Raw genomic sequence first — 20,434 nt, 5'->3', positions numbered from 1 at the left:
GCCGCCCCGGGCAGCCGGGGCGGCACACCGCTCACAGCGGGATGTTGCCGTGGACGCCGCGCGCCGGGCCCCGCTCGTGCAGCGCCCTGGCGACCGCGCCGCGGGTCCGGTCCGGCTCCACGACCTCGTCGACCACGCCCAGCTCGACCGCGGCGCGCACCCCGCCGGTGTCCCGCTCGTGCTCGGCCACCAGCCGCTCTTCGAGCGCCGCCCGGTCCTGCGCCGCGGCCAGCTCGCGCCGCCGCAGCAACCGGACCGCGGCGGTCGCGCCCATCACGGCCACCTCCGCGCCCGGCCAGGCGAGCACATGGTCGGCGCCGAGGCCGCGGCAGTTCATGGCGATGTAGGCGCCGCCGTAGGCCTTGCGCAGGATCACGCTCACCCGCGGCACGGTCGCCTCGGCGAAGGCGTGCAGCAGCTTCGCCCCGCGCCGCACCACGCCATCCCACTCCTCCTTGACGCCGGGCAGGTAGCCGGGCACGTCCACGAGCACGACGAGCGGGATGCCGAACGCGTCGCACATGCGCACGAACCGGGCCGCCTTCTCCGCCGACCGCGCGTCCAGGCACCCGCCCTTGCGGATCGGGTTGCTGGCCACCACACCCACCGTCGCGCCGCCGAGCCTGCCCAGCGCGGTGACGATGTTGCGCGCCCAGCCGGCGTGCAGCTCCTCCGGTGGCCCGTCGAGCAGTGCTTCGACCACCGGATGGATGTCGTAGGCCCGCCTGGCCCGTTCCGGCAGCAGGTGCGCGAAGGGCCGGTCGGGCACCTGAGCGGGGTCGATCCGGCCCGGCGCGGCCAGCAGTTCCACGATCGCCGCGGCCCGCGCCAGCGCGTCGGGTTCGGACCGCGCGACGACGTGAGTGACGCCGCTGGTCCGCCCGTGCTGTCCCGGCCCGCCGAGACTTTCCGCGTCGATCTCCTCGCCGGTGACCTCGCGGATGATCCCGGGCCCGGTGATGAACACGCGTGCCTCCGGCGCCATGATCACGACGTCGGTGAGCGCGGGCCCGTAGGCGGCTCCGCCCGCGGCGGCGCCGAGCACGACGGAGATCTGCGGGATGCGGCCCGAGGCCCGGGTCATCACCGCGAACACGCGCGACACCGCGTGCAGGCTGCCGATCCCGTCCTGCAGCCGGGCGCCCCCGGAGTGCCACAGCCCGACCACGGGCAGTCCGGCCTCCAGCGCGTGCTCGTAGGCGGCGACGATGACGTCGCAGTTGCCCGCCGACATCGCGCCCGCGCTGACTCGCGGATCGAGCGCGAACACCGCGCACACCACGCCGCGCAGTTGGGCGATGGCCCACACCCCGCCGTCCCGGTCGCCCCGGGGCACGACGGTGCCCGCGTCGGCGAGGGCCCCGATCCGCGCCAGCGGGGCGCGGGCGTCCTGGTCCGTTCCCGCGACGGCCGTCATCGCCGCGGCCTCACGCGCGCGCCGCCGCGTTGACGCGGTCGAGCAGCTCGCGCGGGGTGTCGATCTGGTCGACGTCGTCGTCGCTGAGGGTCACGCCGTATTCGCGGGCGATACGGGCGGCGGTCTCCAGCAGCGCGAGCGAGTCGTAGCCCAGCTCGGTGAACGGGGTGTCGAGGATTTCGGCGTCGAGGTCGACGCCGTCGTCCTCGCCCGCGGCCGAGCGCAGGATGTCCTTCAGCGCGGTGATGGTCAGTGTGCTCATGGTGCTACTCCTTGGTGTGGACGGGTTTTCCGGGCAGGGGTGCGCGCACGACGAGTGCGGCGTTGAAGCCGCCGCGCCCGCGGGCCAGGACGAGCGCCGTGGACAACGCGGCGGGTCTGGCCCGGCCGACGACGAGGTCGATCTCCTGGGCCGGGTCGGTGGCATCGACGTGCACGGTGGGCGGGATCGACTGGTCGCGCAGGCTCAGCAGGGCGGCGGCGGTGTCCAGCCCGCCGGCTCCCGCGTACAGCCGTCCGGTGCCGGTTTTCGGTGCGGTGACCGGGATCCCGCCCGCGCCGAAGAGCGCGGTGATCGCCGCGGCCTCGCGCCGGTCGGCTCCGGCGCGGCCGGCGGCGTCGGCGAACACCACGTCGACGTCGCCGGGTTCGAGCCCGGCGTCGGCGATGGCCTGCCGGGCCGCGCGCGGCAGCCCGTCCGCGGCCGGATCGCGCGGGTCCGGGTCGAAGGTGGCCGCGTACCCGGCGATCTCGCCGAGCACCGGTGCGCCCCGGTCGCGCGCGAACTCCGCGTCCTCCACCACGAGGATCGCGCCGCCCTCGGCGGGCACGTGCCCGCGCGCCTCGCGGGTGAACGGCAGGTAGGCCCGCTCCGGGTCGTGCGCGCCGCTGAGGTCGCCGGTGCTGAGCTGCCCGGCCAGGCCGAGCGGGCACAGGGCGCTGTCCACTCCCCCGGTGACGACGGCAGGCGTGCCCTTGCGGATCTGCCGCCGGGCCACGCCGAGCGCGTCGAGGCCGCCTGCCTGGTCGGCGACGACGGTGGCGCCGGGCCCGCGCAGACCGTGGCGGATGGAGATCTGACCGGTGTTGACGGCGTAGAACCAGGCGAAGGACTGGTAGGCGCTGACGTGCTGCCCGCCCAGCTGCCACAGGTGCTCCAGCTCGCGCTGCCCGAACTCGAACCCGCCCATCGTGGAGGCGGTGGCGATGCCGATGCCGAAGTCGGGCGCCTCGGCGGCGGTGAGACCGCTGCGGGACAACGCTTCCGCCGCCGCGGCCAGGGACAGGCGGGTGCCGTGGTCGGTCTGCGGGAGCAGCCGGGACGGCACGTGCTCCTCCGGGACGAACCCGGGCACCTCCCCCGCCAGGCGCACCGGGTAGGGCGCCGGATCGAACCGCGTGATCGGGCCGATCGCCGATGCGCCCGCGGTCGTGGCGCGCCAGTACTCCTCGGTCCCGATGCCGGTCGGTGCGACGACGCCGATGCCGGTGACGACCGCGCCGGTCATGCCGCCGTCCATTCCGGCGCGGTGAGCACCACGGCGCTCTGGAAGCCGCCGAAGCCGCTGCCGACGCTCAGGACGGTGTCGACGGTCTGTTCGCGCGCGAGGAGTGGCACGTAGTCCAGGTCGCAGTCGGGGTCGGGCTCGTGCAGGTTCGCGGTGGGCGGCACGACGTCGTGCTCGATCGCCAGCGCGCACGCGGCGAGTTCCAGCGCGCCGATGGCGCCCAGCGAGTGCCCGATCATCGACTTGATCGAACTGACCGGCACGTGGTGCGCGTGCTCGCCCAGGCTGCGCTTGAACGCGGCCGTCTCGTGGCGGTCGTTCTGCTTGGTGCTGGAACCGTGCGCGTTGACGTAGTGCACGTCGGCCGGCGCGAGCCGGGCCTCGTCGAGCGCGAGCCGGATCGCCTCGGCCATCTCCACACCGTCGGTGCGCAGGCCGGTCATGTGATAGGCGTTGCAGCGGCTGGCGAAACCGGAGACCTCCGCGTAGATCCGGGCGCCGCGGCGACGGGCGTGCCCGGCCTCCTCCACGACCAGGACCGCCGCGCCCTCCCCGAGCACCAGCCCGTTGCGGGTGCGGTCGAAGGGCCGGGAGGCGTGCTCGGCGTCGTCGTTGCGCGGCGAGGTCGCCTTGATCGCGTCGAAGCAGGCCAGGGTGATCGGCGAGATCGGCGCGTCGGTGCCACCGGTGATCACGACGTCGGCGCTGCCTTCGCGGATCAGGTCGAGCGCGTGCCCGACCGCGTCCAGGCCCGAGGTGCAGCCGTCGGAGATCACCGACACCGGCCCGCGCGCGCCGGTCAGCCGGGCCAGCTCGACGGCCATCGAGCTGGGCACGAAGTGGTCGTAGAGCTCGCGCACGGCGTAGTCCGGGTCGACCAGCCAGTCGCGGCCCCCGTCGGAGAGCACCACGTATTCGCGTTCCATCGCCGTCGTGCAGCCGACCGCGGTGCCCAGCGCGACGCCGGTGCGCTCGCCGGGCAGCGAGCCGAACTCCAGCCCGCTGTCCTCGACCGCCTCTCGCGCGGCGACGACGGCGAACTGGGCGGCGCGGTCGAGCCGGCGGATCTCCTGCGGCCCGAGCCCCGCGGCGGCCGGGTCGAAGTCGACCTCGGCCGCGATCCGCGACCGGTAGGGCGAGGCGTCGAACAACGAGATCGGTGCCGTCGCGGACACGCCGTCGGTCAGCTGTTTCCAGTAGGCCGGGACGCCGATGCCGCCGGGTGCGACGGCTCCGATCCCGGTGATGACTGCTCGTCTGGTCATGGCAGGAGTGCCTCACTGGTCGGAGTGGTGGCCGCGAAGATCTCCGCGACCGTGCTGGTGAACTTCGCGGCGTCGCCCCCGGCGCGCGCCGGGAGCAGGGCCAGCGCGCGGGAACCGGCGGCGGTGATCGCGGGGTGGCGGCGGGCCAGTGCCGTCAGGCTCTGGCCGGGACCGGTTTCCACGAACAGGTGCCCGCCGGACTCCGCCGCCGCGGTGAGCGCGTCGGCGAAGTGCACCGGCCGCGCCGGCTGGGCGGCCCAGAACGCCGGGTCGGTCGCTTCGGGCGCGGTCAGCAGTTTCCCGGTGTACCCGGAGTAGACCGGCAGCGCCGGCGGGGCGAGCGGGAGCCGCCGCAACGTGGGCAGCGCGCGGTCGGCGTACGGCGCGAGAACGGGACTGTGGAAGGGATTGCGGGTGCGCACCGGCCGGACGGTGAGCTCGGCCGCCCGCAGCCGCCGCGCGGTGTTCGCCAGCGGCCCGGACGGGCCGGCGAGCATGATCTGCCGGGCCGCGTTGACCGCACCCACGTGCACTTCCGCGTCCAGGTACGGGATGACCTCGGCGACCGAGGCGGCGACGGCGAGCATCCCGCCCGGCGGCCCCTCGGCCAGCTGCGCCACCCGCTCGGCCAGCACCTCGGCGGCGTCGCGCAGCCGGAACACCCCCGCGATCACCGCGGCGACGACTTCGCCGACGCTGTGCCCGGCCAGTGCCACGGGCTCGATGCCCTCGCCGCGCAGGGCCGTGGCCAGCGCGTAGCCGATCGCGAACAGCAGCGGCTGCGAGCGGCGCAGGTCGTCCAGGTCGATCTCCGGGTCCGGGCCGAGCCAGTCCGCCCGGATGCGCGCGCCTTCTCCACCCCACAGCGCGAAGACCTCGTCCACGGCCGCGCGGAAACCGTCGTGCGCGTGGTAGAGCTCCACCGCCATTCCCGGGTGTTGCGCGCCCTGGCCCGGTACCAGCAGGACGACCGATCGCGTCATGGCCACCTCCGTTTTTCCTTCCCGGTGCACGGATGCTGCCCGGCGCCGCTGGCGAATCGCTGGAGTCCGGGCAGGAAGCGGATCAGCGCGCGTTCCACCCCGACTCCAGCGGACGGCCCGACCATGGCCGGGCCGGCGATACCGCGGGATCCGCCATCGCCCGGCAGGGCGGCCGACCCGGTCCGCCACGAGCCGCCGGCCGTGTCCGCCACGAACGAGTGCGGCCGGCGGCTGCCGCCACGAGAAACGGGGAAGAACCAGTGCGCACCGACGAACTCCACATCGCCGCGGTGGCGAGCGCGCTGCCGGATCGGGTCCCCACCGCCGAAGCACTCGCGGCCGGGCAGTGCGACCGGCGAGTGGCCGAGCAGACCGGGATCGTGTCGGTGTCGGTGTCCGGCACGGCCTCGGCCGCCGAACTGGCCGCCGAGGCCGCGGCGCGGGCGATGCGCCGCTCCGGTGTGCCACCGGAGGACCTGCGCATCGTGCTGCACGCCGACGTGCACTACCAGGGCCACGACCTGTGGGCGCCGGCTTCGCACGTGCAGGACACCGTCGGCGGGAGCCGGTGCCCCGCGGTGGAGATCCGGCAGCTGTCCAACGGCGGGATGGCCGGTCTCGAACTGGCGGCGCACGTGCTGCGCGGGCAGGACTGCCCGGCCGCCGCGCTGGTGACCACCGGCGACACCTTCGGCCTGCCCGGATTCGACCGGTGGCGCAGCGATCCGGGCACCGTCTACGGCGACGGCGGCACCGCGGCGGTGCTGACCAACCACGGCGGTTTCGCCGCGGTGCGCGGCGTCGCGACGGTGTCCGACCCGACCCTGGAACGGATGCACCGCGGCGCCGACCCATTCGGGCGCATGCCCTTCAGCGTGCGCGCCCCGATGGACCTGGAGGTTCTCAAACGCGACTACCTGGCATCCGCCGGCGTCGGCGCGGCGGTGCGCAAGGTCGTCGAGGGCCAGCGGGAGGCACTGACCACCGCGCTGAAGGACGCCGAAACCAGCCTGGCGGACATCGACTGGTTCGTGCTGCCGCACTTCGGCCTGCGCCGCCTGCGGGCCGGCTACCTCAAGGCCTGGGACATCGACCTCGACGCCACCACCTGGCAGTGGGGCCGCACGATCGGGCACCTCGGGGCGGGCGACCAGTTCGCCGGGCTCGAGCAGCTCGTGCTGTCCGGGCGTGCCCGGCCCGGACAGCGGCTGCTGTTCGCCGGGGTCGGCGCGGGGTTCAGCTGGTCGTGCGCCGTCGCCGAGCTGACCGCCGTGCCCGAAGGATGGGAACCCCCACCGCGTCACCAGCCAGACTCCAGCGGATTTCGACCGGCCGAACCGACGCTCGGCAGCGAGGACCACCCGGCCGGCGCGTGACAGCCGCGCTCAGCGAAGGACAGGACACATGGGAAACATCGCGCGCAGGCGCACCAGCGCGCTGGCCCTGGCGGTCGTCGCCGCCTCGGCCGTGGCCGGGTGCTCGACGGGCACGGCGGGCAGCACGGGTGCGGCGGGCACCCCGCATCCGGGCGGCACGCTCCGCCTCGGCCTGGACTACACGCCCTCCTGCCTCGACCCCCAGCAGGCCGGTGAAGGCCCCGACCTCGAGGTCCTGGAATCCCTCACCTTCCAGGACCCGCGCTCCGGTGACATCGGGCCGGCGCTGGCCTCGTCGTGGGAGATCGCGCCCGACGCGACGAGCTTCACCTTCCACCTGCGCGAGGGCGTGACCTTCAGCGACGGCTCCGCACTGGACGCGAGCGTGGTGAAGGACAATCTGGACGGGATCACGAAACTGGGGGCCACCGCGAGCAACTCCGGCGCCGGCCTCGCCGGTGTCACCGCGGTCACCGCCCCCGACCCGCGCACCGTCACCGTCACGTTCGGCGCCCCCAACGCGCAGTTCCTCCAGGCCACCTCGACCCCGGCGCTGGCCGTCCTGTCGCGCGCCTCGCTCGCCGTGCCCGCTTCCGAGCGCTGCGCGGGCAAGATCGTGGGCACCGGCCCGTTCGTGCTGACCTCCTACACCGCCAAGCAGGAGATCGTGCTGTCCAAGCGGCAGGGCTACGCGTGGGGCCCGCCGTCGCGGCAGCACACCGGCGACGCCTACCTGGACCGCGTCGAGATCAAGGTGCTGCCCGAAGCCGCCACCCGTACCGGCAGCCTCTCCTCGGGCCAGCTCGACGTGAGCAGCAACATCGCCCCGCAGGACGAGCCGCAGTTCGACGGCAACGGATTCACCTTGCTCAGCCACGACAATCCGGGCGTCGTGCTGAGCCTCTGCCCCAACGAGCGGCGCCCCGTGCTGCAGGACAAGGCCGTGCGGCAGGCACTGCAGAAAGCCGTCAACCGCCCCGAGGTGGTGTCGACGTTCCTCAGCCCGCGGTACCGGCCGGCCACCAGCGTGCTGTCCTCCACCACCCCCGGCTACACCGACCTCGGCGCGGCACTGGCCTACGACCCCGACGGCGCGAAGGCGCTGCTGGACGCGGCCGGCTGGCGTCCCGGACCGGACGGCATCCGCGTGCGCGACGGGGCCCGGCTGAGCCTGGACGTGATCTTCGGCAGGCCGCAGAGCCTGGAGCTGATCCAGCAGCAGCTCAGGGGCGTCGGCATCGAGCTGACGCTGCGGCAGCTGCAGATCTCCGAGTTGCAGTCCCAGTACGCCGCGGACAACTTCGACTTCTTCCTGCTCGACTCGACCCGCGCCGATCCGGACGTGCTGCGCACCCTGTTCGGCCGCGCGCAGCTGAGCGGCGCCGACCCGCTGAAAGCCGCGCTGACCACGCAGGCCGGTTCGCTGGATCCGCAGGTGCGGTGGCGGGCCGCGGCCGAGGCCCAGCGGAGCCTGGTGGAGGACGCGCACGTCATCCCGGTCAACGAGCAGGCGCAGGTGATCGGGGTGAGCGACACGGTGCACGGCATCGGGTTCACCGCGACCTCCGGCATCTCCTTCTACGACGCCTGGCTGTCCTGACATGCCCGGCGGTCTTGCGAAAGCGCTGCGCCGCGCCGGTCAGGCGGTGTTCGTCGTGTGGGCGGCGTTCACCGGCGCGTTCGTCGCGCTGTACCTGCTGCCCAGTGACCCGGTCACGTTGATGCTCGCGCAGAAGGCGGGCGGCGACACGGCGGTGATCGACCCGGCGCAGGCGGCGCAGCTGCGCACCGCCTACGGTTTCGACCGGCCGCTGTGGGAGCAGTACCTGACGCTGCTGGGCCGGGCGGTCACGGGCGATCTCGGCGCCTCGGTGCAGACCGGGGAACCGGTGCGGGGCCTCATCCTGGGTGCCCTGCCGCAGACCGCGGCACTGGCCGCGTTCGCGTTGCTGCTGGCGCTGGCCGCCGGGGTCGCGCTCGCCCTGCTCGCGGGCCTGGCGCGGGGCGGGGTGCTCCGCCAGATCCTGGAGTCGGTGCCCGCGGCGGGGGTCTCGATTCCGTCGTTCTGGCTGGGCCTGCTGTTGTTGCAGCTGCTGGCTTTCCACTGGCCGCTGTTCCCGGCCACCGGCGGGGACGGGTTCGCGAGCCTGGTGCTGCCCGCGATCACGCTCGCCGTGCCGACCGCGGCGATCGTCGCGCAGGTGCTGGGCCGGAGCCTGCGGGAAACCCTGGGCGAGCCCTACGTCCAGCTGGCGCGGGCCAAGGGCGCGAGCCGGACGTGGATCCTGTTCCGCCACGCCCTGCGCAACGCGAGCCTGCCCGCGGTGACGATCACCGGGATCCTGGTCGGCAACCTGCTCGGCGGCGCCGTGGTGGTGGAGACCGTGTTCGGGCGGCACGCGCTGGGCTCGGTCACCGTGGACGCGGTGTCCAATCAGGACCTGCCCGTCGTGCTGGGCCTGGTGGTGCTCGCGGCGGTGGTCTACGTCGTGGTCAGCCTCGTGGTGGAGGCGGTCTACCCGCTGCTGGACCCGCGGGTCCGTCCGGTGGTGAGTGCCCGGTGACCGCGCTGGCCGCAACCCCGTCCCGGTCCCGGCTGCGCGCGCTGGCGCGGCAACCCGGTCTGGTCCTGTCGGTGCTCGTGCTGCTGGTGGTCATCGCGTGGGCACTGGCGCCGGGGGTGTTCACCGCGCGGGACCCGATCCAGGGCGTGGTCGCGCAGCGGCTGCGGCCGCCCAGCGCCGAGCACTGGTTCGGCACCGACTACCTCGGCCGCGACCTCTACGCGCGGGTCGTGCACGGTGCGGCGCTCTCGCTCAGCGCGACCGTGGTGGCGGTCGGGGTCGCGCTGGTCGCGGGCGCGGTGATCGGTGCGCTCGCCGGCTATACCGGCGGCTGGGTGGACGGCGCGCTGATGCGGTTGATGGACGTGCTGCTCGCGATCCCCGGCCTGCTCTTGGCACTCGCGATGGTGACCGCGCTGGGGTTCGGTGTGCTGCAGGTCGCGGTGGCGGTCGGTGTGGTGAGCGTCGCGAACTTCGCGCGGGTGACCCGCGCCGAGGTGCTCACGGTGCGCCACGCCGACTTCGTCACCGCGGCCCGCGGCGGCGGGGTGCGCGGCCCGGCCGTGCTGGTGACGCACGTGCTGCCGAACTCGGCCGGTCCGGTGCTGTCGCTGGCGGCGCTGGACATCGGTTCGATCCTGCTGACCGTGTCGGCGCTGAGCTTCCTCGGTTTCGGTGCCGCGCCGCCGACGCCGGAGTGGGGCGCGCTGGTGGCGGGCGGGCGGGACTACCTGCGGGCGGCGTGGTGGCTCACGACCTTCCCCGGTCTGGTGATCGCGGTGGTGGTGCTGTCCACCAACCGCGTGGCCAGGGCACTGGAACGACGGCGCCGGGAGTCCTGGTGACACTGTTGCGTGTGGACGGTCTGCGGGTCGCCTACGGCGGCGCCGAGGCGGTGCGGGGCGTGGACTTCACCGTCGCCCGCGGCGAAACCGTCGCGCTGGTGGGCGAATCCGGCTCCGGCAAGAGCACCGTGGCGCACGCCGTGCTGCGGTTGCTGCCCGCGGGTGGCCGGATCACCGGCGGGACGATCTCCCTCGGGGACGAGGAGCTGACGCGGGCGCCCGAGTCGCGCCTGCGTCAGCTGCGTGGTTCCCGGGTGGCCCTCGTCCCGCAGGACCCGCTGGCCTACCTCAACCCGGTCAAGCGGATCGGCGACCAGGTCGCCGAGGTGCGCCGGATCCACCGGCTGGCGACCGGGCAGCGGGCCGCGGCGGACGCGGTGAAACTGCTGACCACCGCCGGCCTGCCGGACGCGGTGGCACTGGCCCGGCGCTACCCGCACGAGCTCTCCGGCGGGATGCGGCAGCGGGTGCTGATCGCGATCGCCCTGGCCGCCGAGCCCGCGCTGATCGTGGCCGACGAGCCGACCAGCGCGCTGGACGTGACGGTGCAACGGGTGATCCTCGATCACCTGGGCAGCCTGAGCCGCCAGCTGGGCATCGCGGTGCTGCTCATCACCCACGACCTGGCGGTCGCCGCGGAGCGGGCGGACCGGGTGCTGGTGATGCGCGCGGGCGAAATCGTGGAGTCCGGCCCGGCGGGGGCGATCCTCGGCCGCCCCGCGCACGACTACACGCGCGCGCTGGTCGCGAGCGTCCCCACCGGGCGGGCGCCCGAACCGCCCGCCGCGGACCGCACACACGCGCTCGTCGAGGTGGCGCGCCTGCGCCGCACCTTCCCCGGCCAGGAAGCGCCCGCGGTGGACGAGGTGACCCTGGCGGTCGCCCCGGGGCAGGCGCTCGGCCTGGTCGGCGAGTCCGGATCCGGGAAATCCACGGTGGCGCGCCTCATCGCGTGCCTCGACCGCCCGTCGGCGGGCCGGGTGGTGCTCGACGGAACGGACACGGCGACGGCGACCGGGAGCCGTTTGCGGGCGCTGCGCCGGACGGTGCAGCTGATCCAGCAGAGCCCGTACACGGCGCTGGATCCGCGGTTCAGCGCCGGGCGCAGTGTCGCGGAACCGTTGCGCGCTTTGGGAATCGGCGACCGCCGGTCCCGGCGCGCCCGGGTGGCCGAGCTGTTCGACCTGGTCCGGTTGCCGCGCGACCTGCTCACCCGCAGGCCCGGCGAGTTGTCCGGTGGGCAGCGGCAGCGGGTGGCGATCGCCAGGGCGCTGGCTCCCGGGCCGCGGCTGCTGGTGTGCGACGAGCCGGTGTCCGCGCTCGACGTCACCGTGCAGAGCGCGATCCTCGACCTGCTGGCCGAGCTGCGTGCCGAGTTCGGCCTGGCCTACGTGTTCATCTCCCACGACCTCGCCGTGGTGCGCCGGCTGTGCGACTCCGTCGCCGTGATGCGGCGGGGCCGGATCGTCGAGGCCGGCGCCACCGAAGCCCTGTTCGCGAAACCCGGCCACGACTACACCCGCGAGCTGCTGGACGCCATCCCGAAGGCCACCGCTTCGAGAGCGGCTCCAGACAGCCTGTACCCGGCGGGCACACGCTGAGGGCGAAACCGTCGTCTCACCGAAGGAGCTGGAGAACAGTGAGCTATTCCCCGAAGGTGGCGTTCGTGACCGGCGCGACGAGCGGCATCGGCCTCGCCGTCACCCGGACCCTGGCGGAGCGCGGCATCTCCGTCTTCGGAGTGGCGCGCGACGCGGGCAACGTCGCGACGGTCGTGGAGAAGTTGCGCGGCGAGGGACTGGAGGTCTCCGGCACCGCCGCGGACGTCACCTCGGCCGAGGACATCCACCACGCGGTCACCGCCGCCACCGAGCAGTACGGCCGGATCGACGTGCTGATCAACAACGCCGGCCGCAACGGCGGTGGTGAGACCGCGAAGATCGCCGACGAGCTGTGGCTCGACGTCATCGACACCAACCTCACCAGCGTCTTCCGCGTGACCAAGGAGGTGCTGACCACCGGGCGGCTGCTGGCGGGCCCGGCCGGCCGCATCGTCAACATCGCCTCCACCGGCGGCAAGCAGGGTGTGGTGCTGGGCGCGCCGTACTCCGCGTCCAAGCACGGTGTCGTGGGGTTCACCAAGGCGGTCGGGCTGGAGCTGGCCAAGACCGGTGTCACGGTCAACGCGGTGTGCCCCGGCTACGTGGAAACCCCGCTGGCGCAACGGGTCCGTCAGGGTTACGCCGCGCACTGGGAGGTCACCGAAGACGACGTGCTCGACAAGTTCCAGGCCAAGATCCCACTCGGCCGCTACTCCACGGCCGACGAGGTCGCCGGCCTGGTCGGCTACCTCATCTCCGACGTGGCCGCCTCCATCACCGCGCAGGCGCTCAACGTGTGCGGCGGGCTGGGCAACTACTGATCCACGACACCCCAAGGGAGCACCGATGCCGACACCGGCACTGCACCACACGCACCACACGGTGGCGATCGCCGCGCCACCACGGGTGGTCTACGACCTGGTCGCCGACACCTCCGGCTGGCCGCACACCTTCTCCCCCACCGTGCACGTCGAGAAGGCCGGCGGCGGCGACCGCTCCGAGGTGCTGCGGATCTGGGCCTTCGCCCACGGCGAGGTGCGCGACTGGACCTCGCGGCGGGAGCTGGACCCGGTCGCGCTGCGCGTCGCCTTCCGCCAGGAGGTGAGTTCACCACCGGTGCTCGGCATGGGCGGCGAGTGGCTCATCGGCGACGCGGGCGACGGCACGACACTGGTCGAGTTCCGGCACGACTTCTCCGTCGAGAACGACGAACCCGCTCACGTGGAGTGGGTCACCGCGGCCATCGACCGCAACACCGGCGCCGAGCTGGACGCCCTGCGCGCGGCGGCCGAACTCGGGCAGCGGCGCGCGGAGCTGGTGTTCTCGTTCGAGGATTCGGTGACCGTGCGCGGATCTCTGGCCGAGGTCTACGACTTCGTGTACCGGGCGGACCTGTGGGAGGAGCGGCTGCCCCACGTCGCCCGGCTGGCGTTCACCGAGGACGACGGCGGCGTGCAGACGATCGACATGGACACCCGCTCGGCCGACGGCTCGGTGCACACCACCAAGTCGGTGCGGGTGTGCTTCCCCGGCGAGAGCATCGTCTACAAGCAGACCACGGTCCCGCCGATCATGTCCGCCCACACCGGGCGGTGGCGGTTCACCGAGACCGGTGACGGCGTCGTGGCCACCTCGCGGCACACCGTCGTCCTGCGGCCGGAGAAGGTCACCGAGATCCTGGGCTCGGAGGCCACGCTCTTCTCGGCGCGCCGGCAGGTGCGCGAGGCGCTGGGCACCAACAGCCTGGCCACCCTGAACCTGGCCAAGCAGAACGTGGAGGCGAGCCGTGTCTGATCAGCCCGCGGCCGGGACAGCGCGGTCCGCCGCGCGCCTGCACGCCGAGTGGACCGAGTTCCGCCGTGCCTGGCTGGACTACCTGGGCTCGCCCTACGGCCTGCTCTCCCCCGTCGGGCTGTACTGGCTCAGTGACCGCCCCGAGAGCTTCGACGACGTGCCCGGGTCGTGGTGGGTCGAGGACTCGCGGCGCCTCCTGGTGCGCGCCGCCGCCGACGACGGTCTGGTGCTGGAGGACCGCCCGGTCGACGGGGTCGCCGAGGTCTTCGACGCCACGCGCCCGCGTGAGGTCCGGACGGTGCGCCACGGTGACGTGGTGATCAGCCCGGTGCTGTTCCCCGCGCAGACCTCCCAGCCGGTGCAGCTGGGGATCCAGCCGCGCGACCCGTACGTGGCCAGCAGGCGGCTCGAGCTGGGGGTGCCGACCTACCCGTTCGATCCGAAGTGGATCGTCCCGGCGCGGTACGAGCCCTACGAGGGCCGCCGCCCGGTGGTGCTGCGGTCGATGGTCGAGAACAAGGTCAAGGACCTGGGGGTCTTCGGGCGGGTGGTGTTCGAGCTGGGCGACGGGGAGCACGCGCTGGAGGTCTATGCCGGGCCGGAGCACGAGCTGCACATCCCGTTCCGGGACCGCACCAGCGGAGTCACCACGTTCGCCGGGGCGCGGCTGGTGTTCGCGCCGCGGCCGGCGAGCGCGAACGGGGGCGCGTTCGAGTTCGAGCTGGACTTCAACCGCACGGTCAACGGCCCGTGCGGGTTTTCGCCGTACACCACGTGCGCGCTGCCCCCGCCGGGAAACACGCTCCCGGTCGCGATCGAGGCCGGTGAGCAGCTGCCGCTGTGGATGGAGCAGCCGTCGGCCTGGGCCCGCTGAGCCGTTCGACGGGAAGGGGCGCCTCGTTTCGTGAACGAGGCGCCCCTTCCTTGCTTGGGATGGTTACTCCGCCGCGGGCCGCGGCTTCCCCGGAGCGGCCGCCGCGGCGGCCAGCGCCGCCACCGCGATGATCGCCGCGATGGCCAGTGCCAGCACGTATCCCGACTCCGGGCTGCGCGCGCCCGAGGCGACGGCGGCCAGCGCGGCCAGGCCGATGGCGCCACCGAGCTGGCGCGTGGCGTTGATCAGCCCGGACGCGAGACCGGCCTGGTGCATCGGCAGGCCCGCGGTCCCGGCCATCGTCGCCGAAGCCATCACCGCGCCCTGCCCGATGCCGACGACGATCGTCGGTCCGAGCACTCCCCCGGCGAAGGTCGACGCGCCGGTCAGCAGCGCCAGCCAGCCGAGCCCGATCGCGGTCAGCGCGAGACCGCCCAGCAGCAGGGTTCGCGGCCCCCACTTCGGCAGCAGCTTCGCCGATCCGCGCGCCGACACCGTCAGTGCCGCGGCCAGCGGCAGGTAGGCCAGTCCGGCCGCGACCGGCCCGTACCCGAGCACCTGCTGGAGGAACAGCGTCAGGAAGTAGAACATCGCGAACAGGGCGGCCCCGCTGGCGAACACGACGAGGTTCGCGGCCACCACGTTGCGGTGCCGGAAGATGTCCAGCGGCAGCAGCGGGTCCTTGGCCAGGCGCGCCTGGTCGAGCAGGAAGAAGGCGAGCACCACCACGCCGCCGCCGAGCGCGACGAGCGTGTGCACCGAGGCCCAGCCGTGGGCCTCGGTGCCGACGATGCCGTAGACCAGCGCCATCACGCCGACGGTCGCGGACAGCCCGCCCCACAGGTCGAGCGTGCGCCCGCGCCTCCCGGTGTCCACATCGGACACCACGCGGGCGGCGAGCACGAGCAGCACCACGCCGATCGGGACGTTGATGAACAGGATCCACCGCCACGACAGCAGACCGGTCAGCAGACCGCCCGCCAGCGAGCCGACCGCGCCACCGGCGCCGACCACGCCGCCCCAGATGCCGAAGGCCCGCGCCCGGCTCTCCGGGGTGGTGAACGTCGTGGCCAGCACGGTGAGGGTCGCCGGCGCGACCACGGCGGCGCCCAGGCCCTGGATGGCGCGGGCGACGACGAGCAGGGTCGCGGAGTTCGCGAGCCCGCCCAGCAGGCTGGCGGCGGTGAACACGGCGACGCCGGTGAGGAACGTGCGCCGCCTGCCGAAGAGGTCGGCGAGCCTGCCGCCGAGGAGCAGGAACCCGGCGAAGGCGATCGTGTAGGCGTTGACCACCCACTGCAGGCCGGGCGCGTCGAACCCCAGGCTGGTGCGGATGGTGGGCAGTGCGACGTTCACGATCGACACGTCGAGCACGACCATGAACTGCGCGGCGCAGCACACGGCGAGGATCAGGCCGGTCGCCTGGCGGGCCGGTGCGGGTGGGGACGTCGTGCTGGTTTCGGGGGTCACGGACAGCTCCTTGTGCGGCAATGTTCCGGAGCGGAGCATACCGTTCCGTTCGTGCGGCTGTCGATCGAACGGAACGATCCGCTCCTGTAGACTTCCCCCGTGGCAACCGTGGCTCGCAAACCGTCCGCCGGTGGCCGGCGCGCCGAGGCGGAACGCAACGACGTGACCGTGCTCGCCGCGGCCCGCGACGTGTTCATCGAGCACGGGTGGGACGCCCCGGTCTCCGCGGTGGCCGCCAGGGCCGGGGTCGGCATGGGCAGCATCTACCGCCGCTACCCCAGCAAGACCGACCTGCTGCGGGAGATGTGCCTCGGCGCCATGCGGCGCGCCACCGAGGAGGCGCGCGCGGCGCGCGCCGAAGAGCCGGACGGCTGGTCGGCGCTGCGCCGGTTCATGCGCTGCATGGTCGAGGCGCGCTCGTGCTCGTTGTTCGTGCTGATCGGCAATTCCGCCGCGGGCGGCGAGATCGCCGAGGCGGTCGCGGGCCTGCGCGCCGAGATGGAGGCGCTGGTCGACGCCGCGCACCGGCAGGGCGCGCTGCGCGAGGGCGTCACCTCCGCCGACGTCTACCTGCTGCTGACGCAACTGCGCTCGGCGCCCAGCATCGACGCGGCCCGGGCCGGCGAACTACAGCTGCGGTTCCTCGACGTGATCCTGGACGGGCTCGCCGCTCCCGGCACCACCGCGCTGTCCGGCGCCGCGGCGGCCTGGCCCGAACTCGTCTTCCGGGACGCCCCCGAGCTGAGCTGACCCCGAGCGCGAGCGCCGCTCGACCCGGTCTCCAGCGACCACCGCCACCCTGGGAGTGCCGGTTCCGCCGCCGCGGAACCCCGATCACACCAGGGAGACGCGGATGGCAGCCGACCCGCACGTCCTCGACGCCGGCCACGCCCGTGCCGTCGCCGCGCGCCACGCCGACCAGGCCGACGACCACCGCGCCGTCGGCCCGGAGGCGGTGGAAGCCGTGGTGTCGGCCGGGTTCGCGCGCCACCTCGTGCCCGCGCGCTGGGGCGGCGGGGCAGGCGGGTTCGCCGAGCTGACCCGCGCGGTCGCCGACGTGGGCCGGGCGGACACGTCCGCGGCGTGGCTCGCCTCGCTGTTCGCCTACTCGGCGCGGCTCGGCGCGTACCTGCCCGAGGACGGGCAGGCCGAGCTGTGGGACAAGGGACCGGACGCCCTCGTCGCGGCGGCGCTCGTGCCGGGCGGCCGGGCCAGGGCGACACCGGAGGGCTGGCGCGTCAGCGGGCACTGGCCCTACACCAGCGGGATCGACGCGGCGGACTGGGCGCTGGCCTGCACCCGCCCCGAGGACGGGGGCCCGGTATTCGCCGCGGTGCCGCGCGCCGACTTCACGACCGCGGACAGCTGGCACACCGTCGGCATGCGCGGCACCGCGAGCCACACGCTGGTGCTCGACGACGTGCTCGTGCCGGCGCACCGGGTGTTCCGCAGCGCCGACTCGGCCGCGGGCCGCAGCGTCGGCAACCCGGGCCCGGTGTTCGAGGTCCCGTTGCGGGCGATCAGCGGGCTCACGTTCGCCGCACCCCTGCTGGGCGCCGGGCGCGGCGCCTTCGACGACTTCCGCGGCACCCTGCGGCCCGGCTCCCCGGTCCCGGTCGGGGTGGCCCGCGCGGATGGGGAGATCGACGCCGCGCACCTGCTGCTGCACCGCGTGGCGGTCACCGCCGACCGGGGCGGCACCGGCCCGGCGGAGGTGGCACGCGGCCTGCGCGACAGCGCGCTCGCCGCGTCCCTGCTCGTCAGCGCCGTGGACCGGCTGGTGACCGCCGCCGGGACCGCGGGACAGTCCCGGGACCGTCCGCTGCAACGGTTCTGGCGGGACGTGCACACCGCTTCCAGTCACGTCGCGCTGCGGTTCGACAAGGCGTCGGCGGCGTGGCTGCAGCTCCTCGAAGAGTCGACCGACAGAAGGAGTGCCGAATGAGCACAACTGATTCCCCAGCCGTCGCCGTGCTCGGCGGCGGCACCATCGGCGCGGGCTGGGCCGCCCTGCTGGCCGACGCCGGCTACCGGGTCCGGGTCGCGGTGCGCCGGGCGGAAACCGGGCAGGCGCTCACCGCGGCGGTCCGCCTGCACGCGCCCGCGCTGGCCGCCGACGCCGACGCGCTGCTGGACAGGCTGACCGTGACGACGGACGTCGCCGGGGCGGTCACCGGGGCGGAGGTGGTGCTGGAAAGCATCAGCGAACGGCTGGCCGACAAGCAGGAGCTCTTCGCGGCGGTGGAACGGGCCGCGCCGGCGGACGCGCTGCTGCTGTCGTCCACCTCGACGCTGCTGCCGGACGCGATCGGCGCGCGGCTCACCCAGCCGGGCCGGGTCCTCGTCGCGCACCCGTTCAACCCGCCGCACGTCATCCCGCTGGTCGAGGTCCTGGGCGGCCCGGACACCGAGCCGAAACTCGTCGAGCGGACCACCGAGTTCCTCACCGCGCTCGGCCGCACGCCGGTGGTGCTGCGCCGGCCCATCGCCGGCTTCATCGCGAACCGGCTGCAGACCGCCCTGCTGCGGGAGAGCATCCACCTGATCCAGGAACGCGTGGCCACCGCGGCCGACGTCGACGACGCCATCACCGGTTCCCTCGGGCCGCGCTGGGCGGTGGTCGGCCCGTTCCAGGCCCTGCACCTCGGCGGCGGGCCGGGCGGCATCCGGCAGTGGTTCGGCCACATCGGCGCGGGACTCGCGGCGGGCTGGTCGCAGCTGGGCACGCCGGATCTGGACGACGAGGGCATCGCCGAGCTGATCGCCCAGACCGAGACCGCCTACGGCACGGACGGCTACGAGCAGCGGGTCGCCGCACGCGACCGCCGTCAGCTGGCCGTGCTGGCCGCGCTGCGCGACGAGGAGGAGGACGCCCGATGAGCGAGTTCACGACCACCACGATGATCAACCCGATCACGGTCACCGGGGACCCGGTGCGGTTCCGGGAGATCATCGACCTGATCGTGGCCTACATGAGCGAGCAGGACGGGTTCGTGCGGCTGCGGTTCTTCCAGTCGCACCGGCACTCCGACAAGTACTACATGCTCGCCGAGTGGCGGGACCTGGAAGCGCACCAGGTCGCCGCCGACCGGCGCTCCCCCGAGGTGCTCGGCTGGTTCGCCGAGCTCAAGGAGCTGACCGAGGTGGCGCCGGACTTCTTCGCCACCCTGGCCGCCCGCGAGCCCGAGCCGCTCACGCATGGCACGCAGGCGCCGCCCCGTTGAAGGTGACCATCTCACCGAAGGCCTCGAGGATGTCCAGGGGCGCCCCCGGCGGGAGCCCCTGGGCCTCGGCCAGCCCACGGCGGATGTTGGGCACCAGGCGTTCGCTGTCGAGCCACCCGGCGAACGGGCCGGCACCGGCGGCGGCCGCGATCTCCAGCGGCGCGCGCCCGGCGCCGTCGGCGACCAGATCGCGGATCCGGTGGAAGTAGGCCAGGTTCGCGTCGATGACCTCCGGTCCGGCGACCGGGCCGTGGCCGGGCACGACGACCGCGGGATTCAGGCGCCGCAACGCTTCCAGCGCCGCGACCGAACCGCTGATCGAACCCATCAGCGTGAACGGGGTGACCTCGCTCATCACCACGTCCCCGGTGAACAGCACGCGCCGCCGCGGGATCCACACCACGGTGTCGGCGATCGTGTGCGCCGGGCCGACGGTGATCAGCTCCAGCCGCAGGCCGCCGATCCGCACGGTCAGCGACTCCTCGAACGTGACGACCGGGGGCCGCACGCCGACCGCGCCCCACTCGACGTCGCGCCACAGTTGCTGCATGTTGAGCCCGTTCTCGATGATCCCGGCGCGGGTCGGCTCGTTGGCCACGATCAGCGTTTCCGGTGCGAAGAACACGTTGCCGAAAGTGTGGTCGCTGTGGTGGTGGGTGTTGACGAGCACCGAAGGCCGGCCGGCGCCGACGTCCGCCGCCGCGGTCCTGAGCGCCAGCGCGCGCCGCTCGGTCGCCGCGGTGTCGATGACGGCGGACTCCCCGCCGTCCACGACCACCCCGGCGTTGTTGACGCACCAGCCCCCGTCGGGCTGGACGTAGGCGTACACGCCCTCGGCGACCTGCTCGATCTGCCCGAGACGTTCCGACGTGGCGGTCACGGCGCTCTCCGATCCGGTGGATCCCTTCCACCCCAGGGCAGGTTCGCAGCGCACGGTCGAATCACGGTCGAAGCGCACTGCAGCCGCCGGGCGGCCCCGTCGACCGCGTCTCCAGCGAACCTCCAGGCCGCGGCGCCACGCTCGGCGGAGACACCCGAGCCAGGAGGAGCCATGCCGCACATCGATGTCACCGACCGCGCCCGCGTCCACGCGGAGGTGCAGCACTTCTTCGCCCGGCAGATCCGCCTGCTCGACTCCGCCGACGTCGAAGGGTTCGCCGCGACGTTCACCGAGGACGGCCGGATGCACCACGCGTCGCGCGACGACGACGTGCGCGGCCGCGCCGCGATCGTGGAGTCGCTGCGCGCGAACTTCGCCCAGCACCAGGGGGTGGTGCCCAGACACTGGTTCGACAAGCTGCTCATCGAGCCGGCGGGCGAGGACACCGTGACGGTGTCGTACTACGCGCTGGTGACCCTCACCCACGCCGACGGTGCGGTGACCTTGCTTCCCACGTGCCTCGTCGACGACGTTCTGGTGGTGCGCGAGGGGCAGCTGTTCACCAAGTCCCGCTCGATCGCCCGCGACGACCTGCTGCTGGTGCCCTCGGCCCGGCGCGCGTCCTGACCCCGC

20 protein-coding genes are annotated in these 20,434 nt (G+C 73.9%); 13 read left to right on the top strand and 7 right to left on the bottom strand.

The features are described 5' to 3' along the window. Positions 1 to 31 precede the first annotated feature (31 nt). From HNR02_RS25360 to HNR02_RS25340, 5 genes are read right to left on the bottom strand one after another with little or no spacing between them, the layout of a single operon-like run. Complete coding sequence (locus HNR02_RS25360) at positions 32 to 1,417, bottom strand: acyl-CoA carboxylase subunit beta (protein WP_179775607.1); 1,386 nt, start codon at positions 1,415 to 1,417, stop codon at positions 32 to 34. Positions 1,418 to 1,427: 10 nt separating this feature from the next. After that, positions 1,428 to 1,679 carry an acyl carrier protein gene (locus HNR02_RS25355; protein ID WP_179775606.1) on the bottom strand — a complete coding sequence of 84 codons (252 nt, stop codon included), beginning with the start codon at positions 1,677 to 1,679 and terminating at the stop codon, positions 1,428 to 1,430. A gap of 4 nt (positions 1,680 to 1,683) precedes the next feature. Continuing rightward, positions 1,684 to 2,925, bottom strand: a complete 1,242-nt coding sequence (locus HNR02_RS25350; RefSeq protein ID WP_179775605.1) for a ketosynthase chain-length factor — start codon at positions 2,923 to 2,925, stop codon at positions 1,684 to 1,686. Then, positions 2,922 to 4,190, bottom strand: a complete 1,269-nt coding sequence (locus HNR02_RS25345) for a beta-ketoacyl-[acyl-carrier-protein] synthase family protein (protein ID WP_179775604.1) — start codon at positions 4,188 to 4,190, stop codon at positions 2,922 to 2,924. The genes HNR02_RS25350 and HNR02_RS25345 overlap by 4 nt, the downstream gene beginning before the upstream one ends. Beyond that, on the bottom strand, positions 4,187 to 5,173 hold the full coding sequence (locus HNR02_RS25340; protein WP_179775603.1) for an acyltransferase domain-containing protein: 987 nt from the start codon (positions 5,171 to 5,173) through the stop codon (positions 4,187 to 4,189). The genes HNR02_RS25345 and HNR02_RS25340 overlap by 4 nt, the downstream gene beginning before the upstream one ends. Positions 5,174 to 5,433: 260 nt before the next feature. On the opposite strand from HNR02_RS25340, the gene HNR02_RS36575 reads away from it, so the two are divergent. The 8 genes from HNR02_RS36575 to HNR02_RS36570 are packed head-to-tail and all read left to right on the top strand — an operon-like array spanning position 5,434 to position 14,227. Next, positions 5,434 to 6,549 (top strand): ketoacyl-ACP synthase III family protein, encoded by a 1,116-nt coding sequence (locus tag HNR02_RS36575; protein WP_218903099.1) that lies wholly within the window; start codon positions 5,434 to 5,436, stop codon positions 6,547 to 6,549. Between the two features lie 28 nt (positions 6,550 to 6,577). Continuing rightward, entirely contained in the window at positions 6,578 to 8,149 is a 1,572-nt protein-coding gene (locus tag HNR02_RS25330; protein ID WP_179775601.1) for an ABC transporter substrate-binding protein, read from the top strand. A 1-nt stretch (position 8,150) separates the two neighbouring features. Continuing rightward, entirely contained in the window at positions 8,151 to 9,113 is a 963-nt protein-coding gene (locus HNR02_RS25325; protein ID WP_179775600.1) for an ABC transporter permease, read from the top strand. A 5-nt stretch (positions 9,114 to 9,118) separates the two neighbouring features. Then, complete coding sequence (locus HNR02_RS25320) at positions 9,119 to 9,958, top strand: ABC transporter permease (protein ID WP_218914261.1); 840 nt, start codon at positions 9,119 to 9,121, stop codon at positions 9,956 to 9,958. Then, entirely contained in the window at positions 9,955 to 11,559 is a 1,605-nt protein-coding gene (locus tag HNR02_RS25315) for a dipeptide ABC transporter ATP-binding protein (protein WP_312861130.1), read from the top strand. The genes HNR02_RS25320 and HNR02_RS25315 overlap by 4 nt, the downstream gene beginning before the upstream one ends. 38 nt (positions 11,560 to 11,597) lie before the next feature. After that, positions 11,598 to 12,380: an SDR family NAD(P)-dependent oxidoreductase gene (locus HNR02_RS25310; RefSeq protein ID WP_179775599.1), complete on the top strand. Its 783-nt coding sequence runs from the start codon at positions 11,598 to 11,600 to the stop codon at positions 12,378 to 12,380. Between the two features lie 25 nt (positions 12,381 to 12,405). Then, positions 12,406 to 13,353 carry an aromatase/cyclase gene (locus tag HNR02_RS25305; protein ID WP_179775598.1) on the top strand — a complete coding sequence of 316 codons (948 nt, stop codon included), beginning with the start codon at positions 12,406 to 12,408 and terminating at the stop codon, positions 13,351 to 13,353. After that, a complete protein-coding gene (locus HNR02_RS36570; RefSeq protein ID WP_179775597.1) occupies positions 13,346 to 14,227 on the top strand; it encodes a DUF1684 domain-containing protein in 882 nt (293 codons plus the stop codon). Before HNR02_RS25305 ends, HNR02_RS36570 begins: the two co-directional genes overlap by 8 nt. Before the next feature lie 63 nt (positions 14,228 to 14,290). Here HNR02_RS36570 and HNR02_RS25295 read toward each other — a convergent pair whose 3' ends face one another. After that, positions 14,291 to 15,697 (bottom strand): MFS transporter, encoded by a 1,407-nt coding sequence (locus HNR02_RS25295; protein WP_218903097.1) that lies wholly within the window; start codon positions 15,695 to 15,697, stop codon positions 14,291 to 14,293. A 99-nt stretch (positions 15,698 to 15,796) separates the two neighbouring features. Between HNR02_RS25295 and HNR02_RS25290 the strand changes: the two genes are divergently transcribed. The 4 genes from HNR02_RS25290 to HNR02_RS25275 all read left to right on the top strand — a co-directional run bounded on the left by HNR02_RS25290 (position 15,797) and on the right by HNR02_RS25275 (position 18,921). After that, positions 15,797 to 16,447, top strand: a complete 651-nt coding sequence (locus HNR02_RS25290) for a TetR/AcrR family transcriptional regulator (protein ID WP_179775595.1) — start codon at positions 15,797 to 15,799, stop codon at positions 16,445 to 16,447. A gap of 103 nt (positions 16,448 to 16,550) precedes the next feature. Further along, positions 16,551 to 17,642, top strand: a complete 1,092-nt coding sequence (locus tag HNR02_RS25285; protein ID WP_179775594.1) for an acyl-CoA dehydrogenase family protein — start codon at positions 16,551 to 16,553, stop codon at positions 17,640 to 17,642. Beyond that, a complete protein-coding gene (locus HNR02_RS25280) occupies positions 17,639 to 18,577 on the top strand; it encodes a 3-hydroxyacyl-CoA dehydrogenase NAD-binding domain-containing protein (protein ID WP_179775593.1) in 939 nt (312 codons plus the stop codon). Before HNR02_RS25285 ends, HNR02_RS25280 begins: the two co-directional genes overlap by 4 nt. Then, positions 18,574 to 18,921: an antibiotic biosynthesis monooxygenase family protein gene (locus HNR02_RS25275; protein ID WP_179775592.1), complete on the top strand. Its 348-nt coding sequence runs from the start codon at positions 18,574 to 18,576 to the stop codon at positions 18,919 to 18,921. The genes HNR02_RS25280 and HNR02_RS25275 overlap by 4 nt, the downstream gene beginning before the upstream one ends. Here the strand turns inward: HNR02_RS25275 and HNR02_RS25270 are convergent. Further along, positions 18,890 to 19,801 (bottom strand): MBL fold metallo-hydrolase, encoded by a 912-nt coding sequence (locus HNR02_RS25270; protein ID WP_312861129.1) that lies wholly within the window; start codon positions 19,799 to 19,801, stop codon positions 18,890 to 18,892. The genes HNR02_RS25275 and HNR02_RS25270 overlap by 32 nt on opposite strands. A gap of 171 nt (positions 19,802 to 19,972) precedes the next feature. Between HNR02_RS25270 and HNR02_RS25265 the strand changes: the two genes are divergently transcribed. After that, positions 19,973 to 20,428: a nuclear transport factor 2 family protein gene (locus tag HNR02_RS25265; RefSeq protein WP_179775591.1), complete on the top strand. Its 456-nt coding sequence runs from the start codon at positions 19,973 to 19,975 to the stop codon at positions 20,426 to 20,428. The last annotated feature ends 6 nt before the right edge of the window (positions 20,429 to 20,434 follow it).

Source organism: Amycolatopsis endophytica (genome assembly GCF_013410405.1).
Taxonomy (GTDB): domain Bacteria; phylum Actinomycetota; class Actinomycetes; order Mycobacteriales; family Pseudonocardiaceae; genus Amycolatopsis_E; species Amycolatopsis_E endophytica.
The sequence above is the reverse complement of the archived record's forward strand: the minus strand, read 5'-3'. Positions and strand labels throughout refer to the sequence as shown.

Excerpts from the sequence above, each read along its gene's own strand:
- HNR02_RS25275 (WP_179775592.1), top strand. The coding sequence starts at position 18,574 with ATGAGCGAGTTCACGACCACCACGATGATCAACCCGATCACGGTCACC.
- HNR02_RS25355 (WP_179775606.1), bottom strand. The coding sequence starts at position 1,679 with ATGAGCACACTGACCATCACCGCGCTGAAGGACATCCTGCGCTCGGCC.
- HNR02_RS25340 (WP_179775603.1), bottom strand. The coding sequence starts at position 5,173 with ATGACGCGATCGGTCGTCCTGCTGGTACCGGGCCAGGGCGCGCAACAC.
- HNR02_RS25345 (WP_179775604.1), bottom strand. The coding sequence starts at position 4,190 with ATGACCAGACGAGCAGTCATCACCGGGATCGGAGCCGTCGCACCCGGC.
- HNR02_RS25325 (WP_179775600.1), top strand. The coding sequence starts at position 8,151 with ATGCCCGGCGGTCTTGCGAAAGCGCTGCGCCGCGCCGGTCAGGCGGTG.
- HNR02_RS25360 (WP_179775607.1), bottom strand. The coding sequence starts at position 1,417 with ATGACGGCCGTCGCGGGAACGGACCAGGACGCCCGCGCCCCGCTGGCG.
- HNR02_RS25350 (WP_179775605.1), bottom strand. The coding sequence starts at position 2,925 with ATGACCGGCGCGGTCGTCACCGGCATCGGCGTCGTCGCACCGACCGGC.
- HNR02_RS25285 (WP_179775594.1), top strand. The coding sequence starts at position 16,551 with ATGGCAGCCGACCCGCACGTCCTCGACGCCGGCCACGCCCGTGCCGTC.
- HNR02_RS25280 (WP_179775593.1), top strand. The coding sequence starts at position 17,639 with ATGAGCACAACTGATTCCCCAGCCGTCGCCGTGCTCGGCGGCGGCACC.
- HNR02_RS25305 (WP_179775598.1), top strand. The coding sequence starts at position 12,406 with ATGCCGACACCGGCACTGCACCACACGCACCACACGGTGGCGATCGCC.
- HNR02_RS25265 (WP_179775591.1), top strand. The coding sequence starts at position 19,973 with ATGCCGCACATCGATGTCACCGACCGCGCCCGCGTCCACGCGGAGGTG.
- HNR02_RS25330 (WP_179775601.1), top strand. The coding sequence starts at position 6,578 with ATGGGAAACATCGCGCGCAGGCGCACCAGCGCGCTGGCCCTGGCGGTC.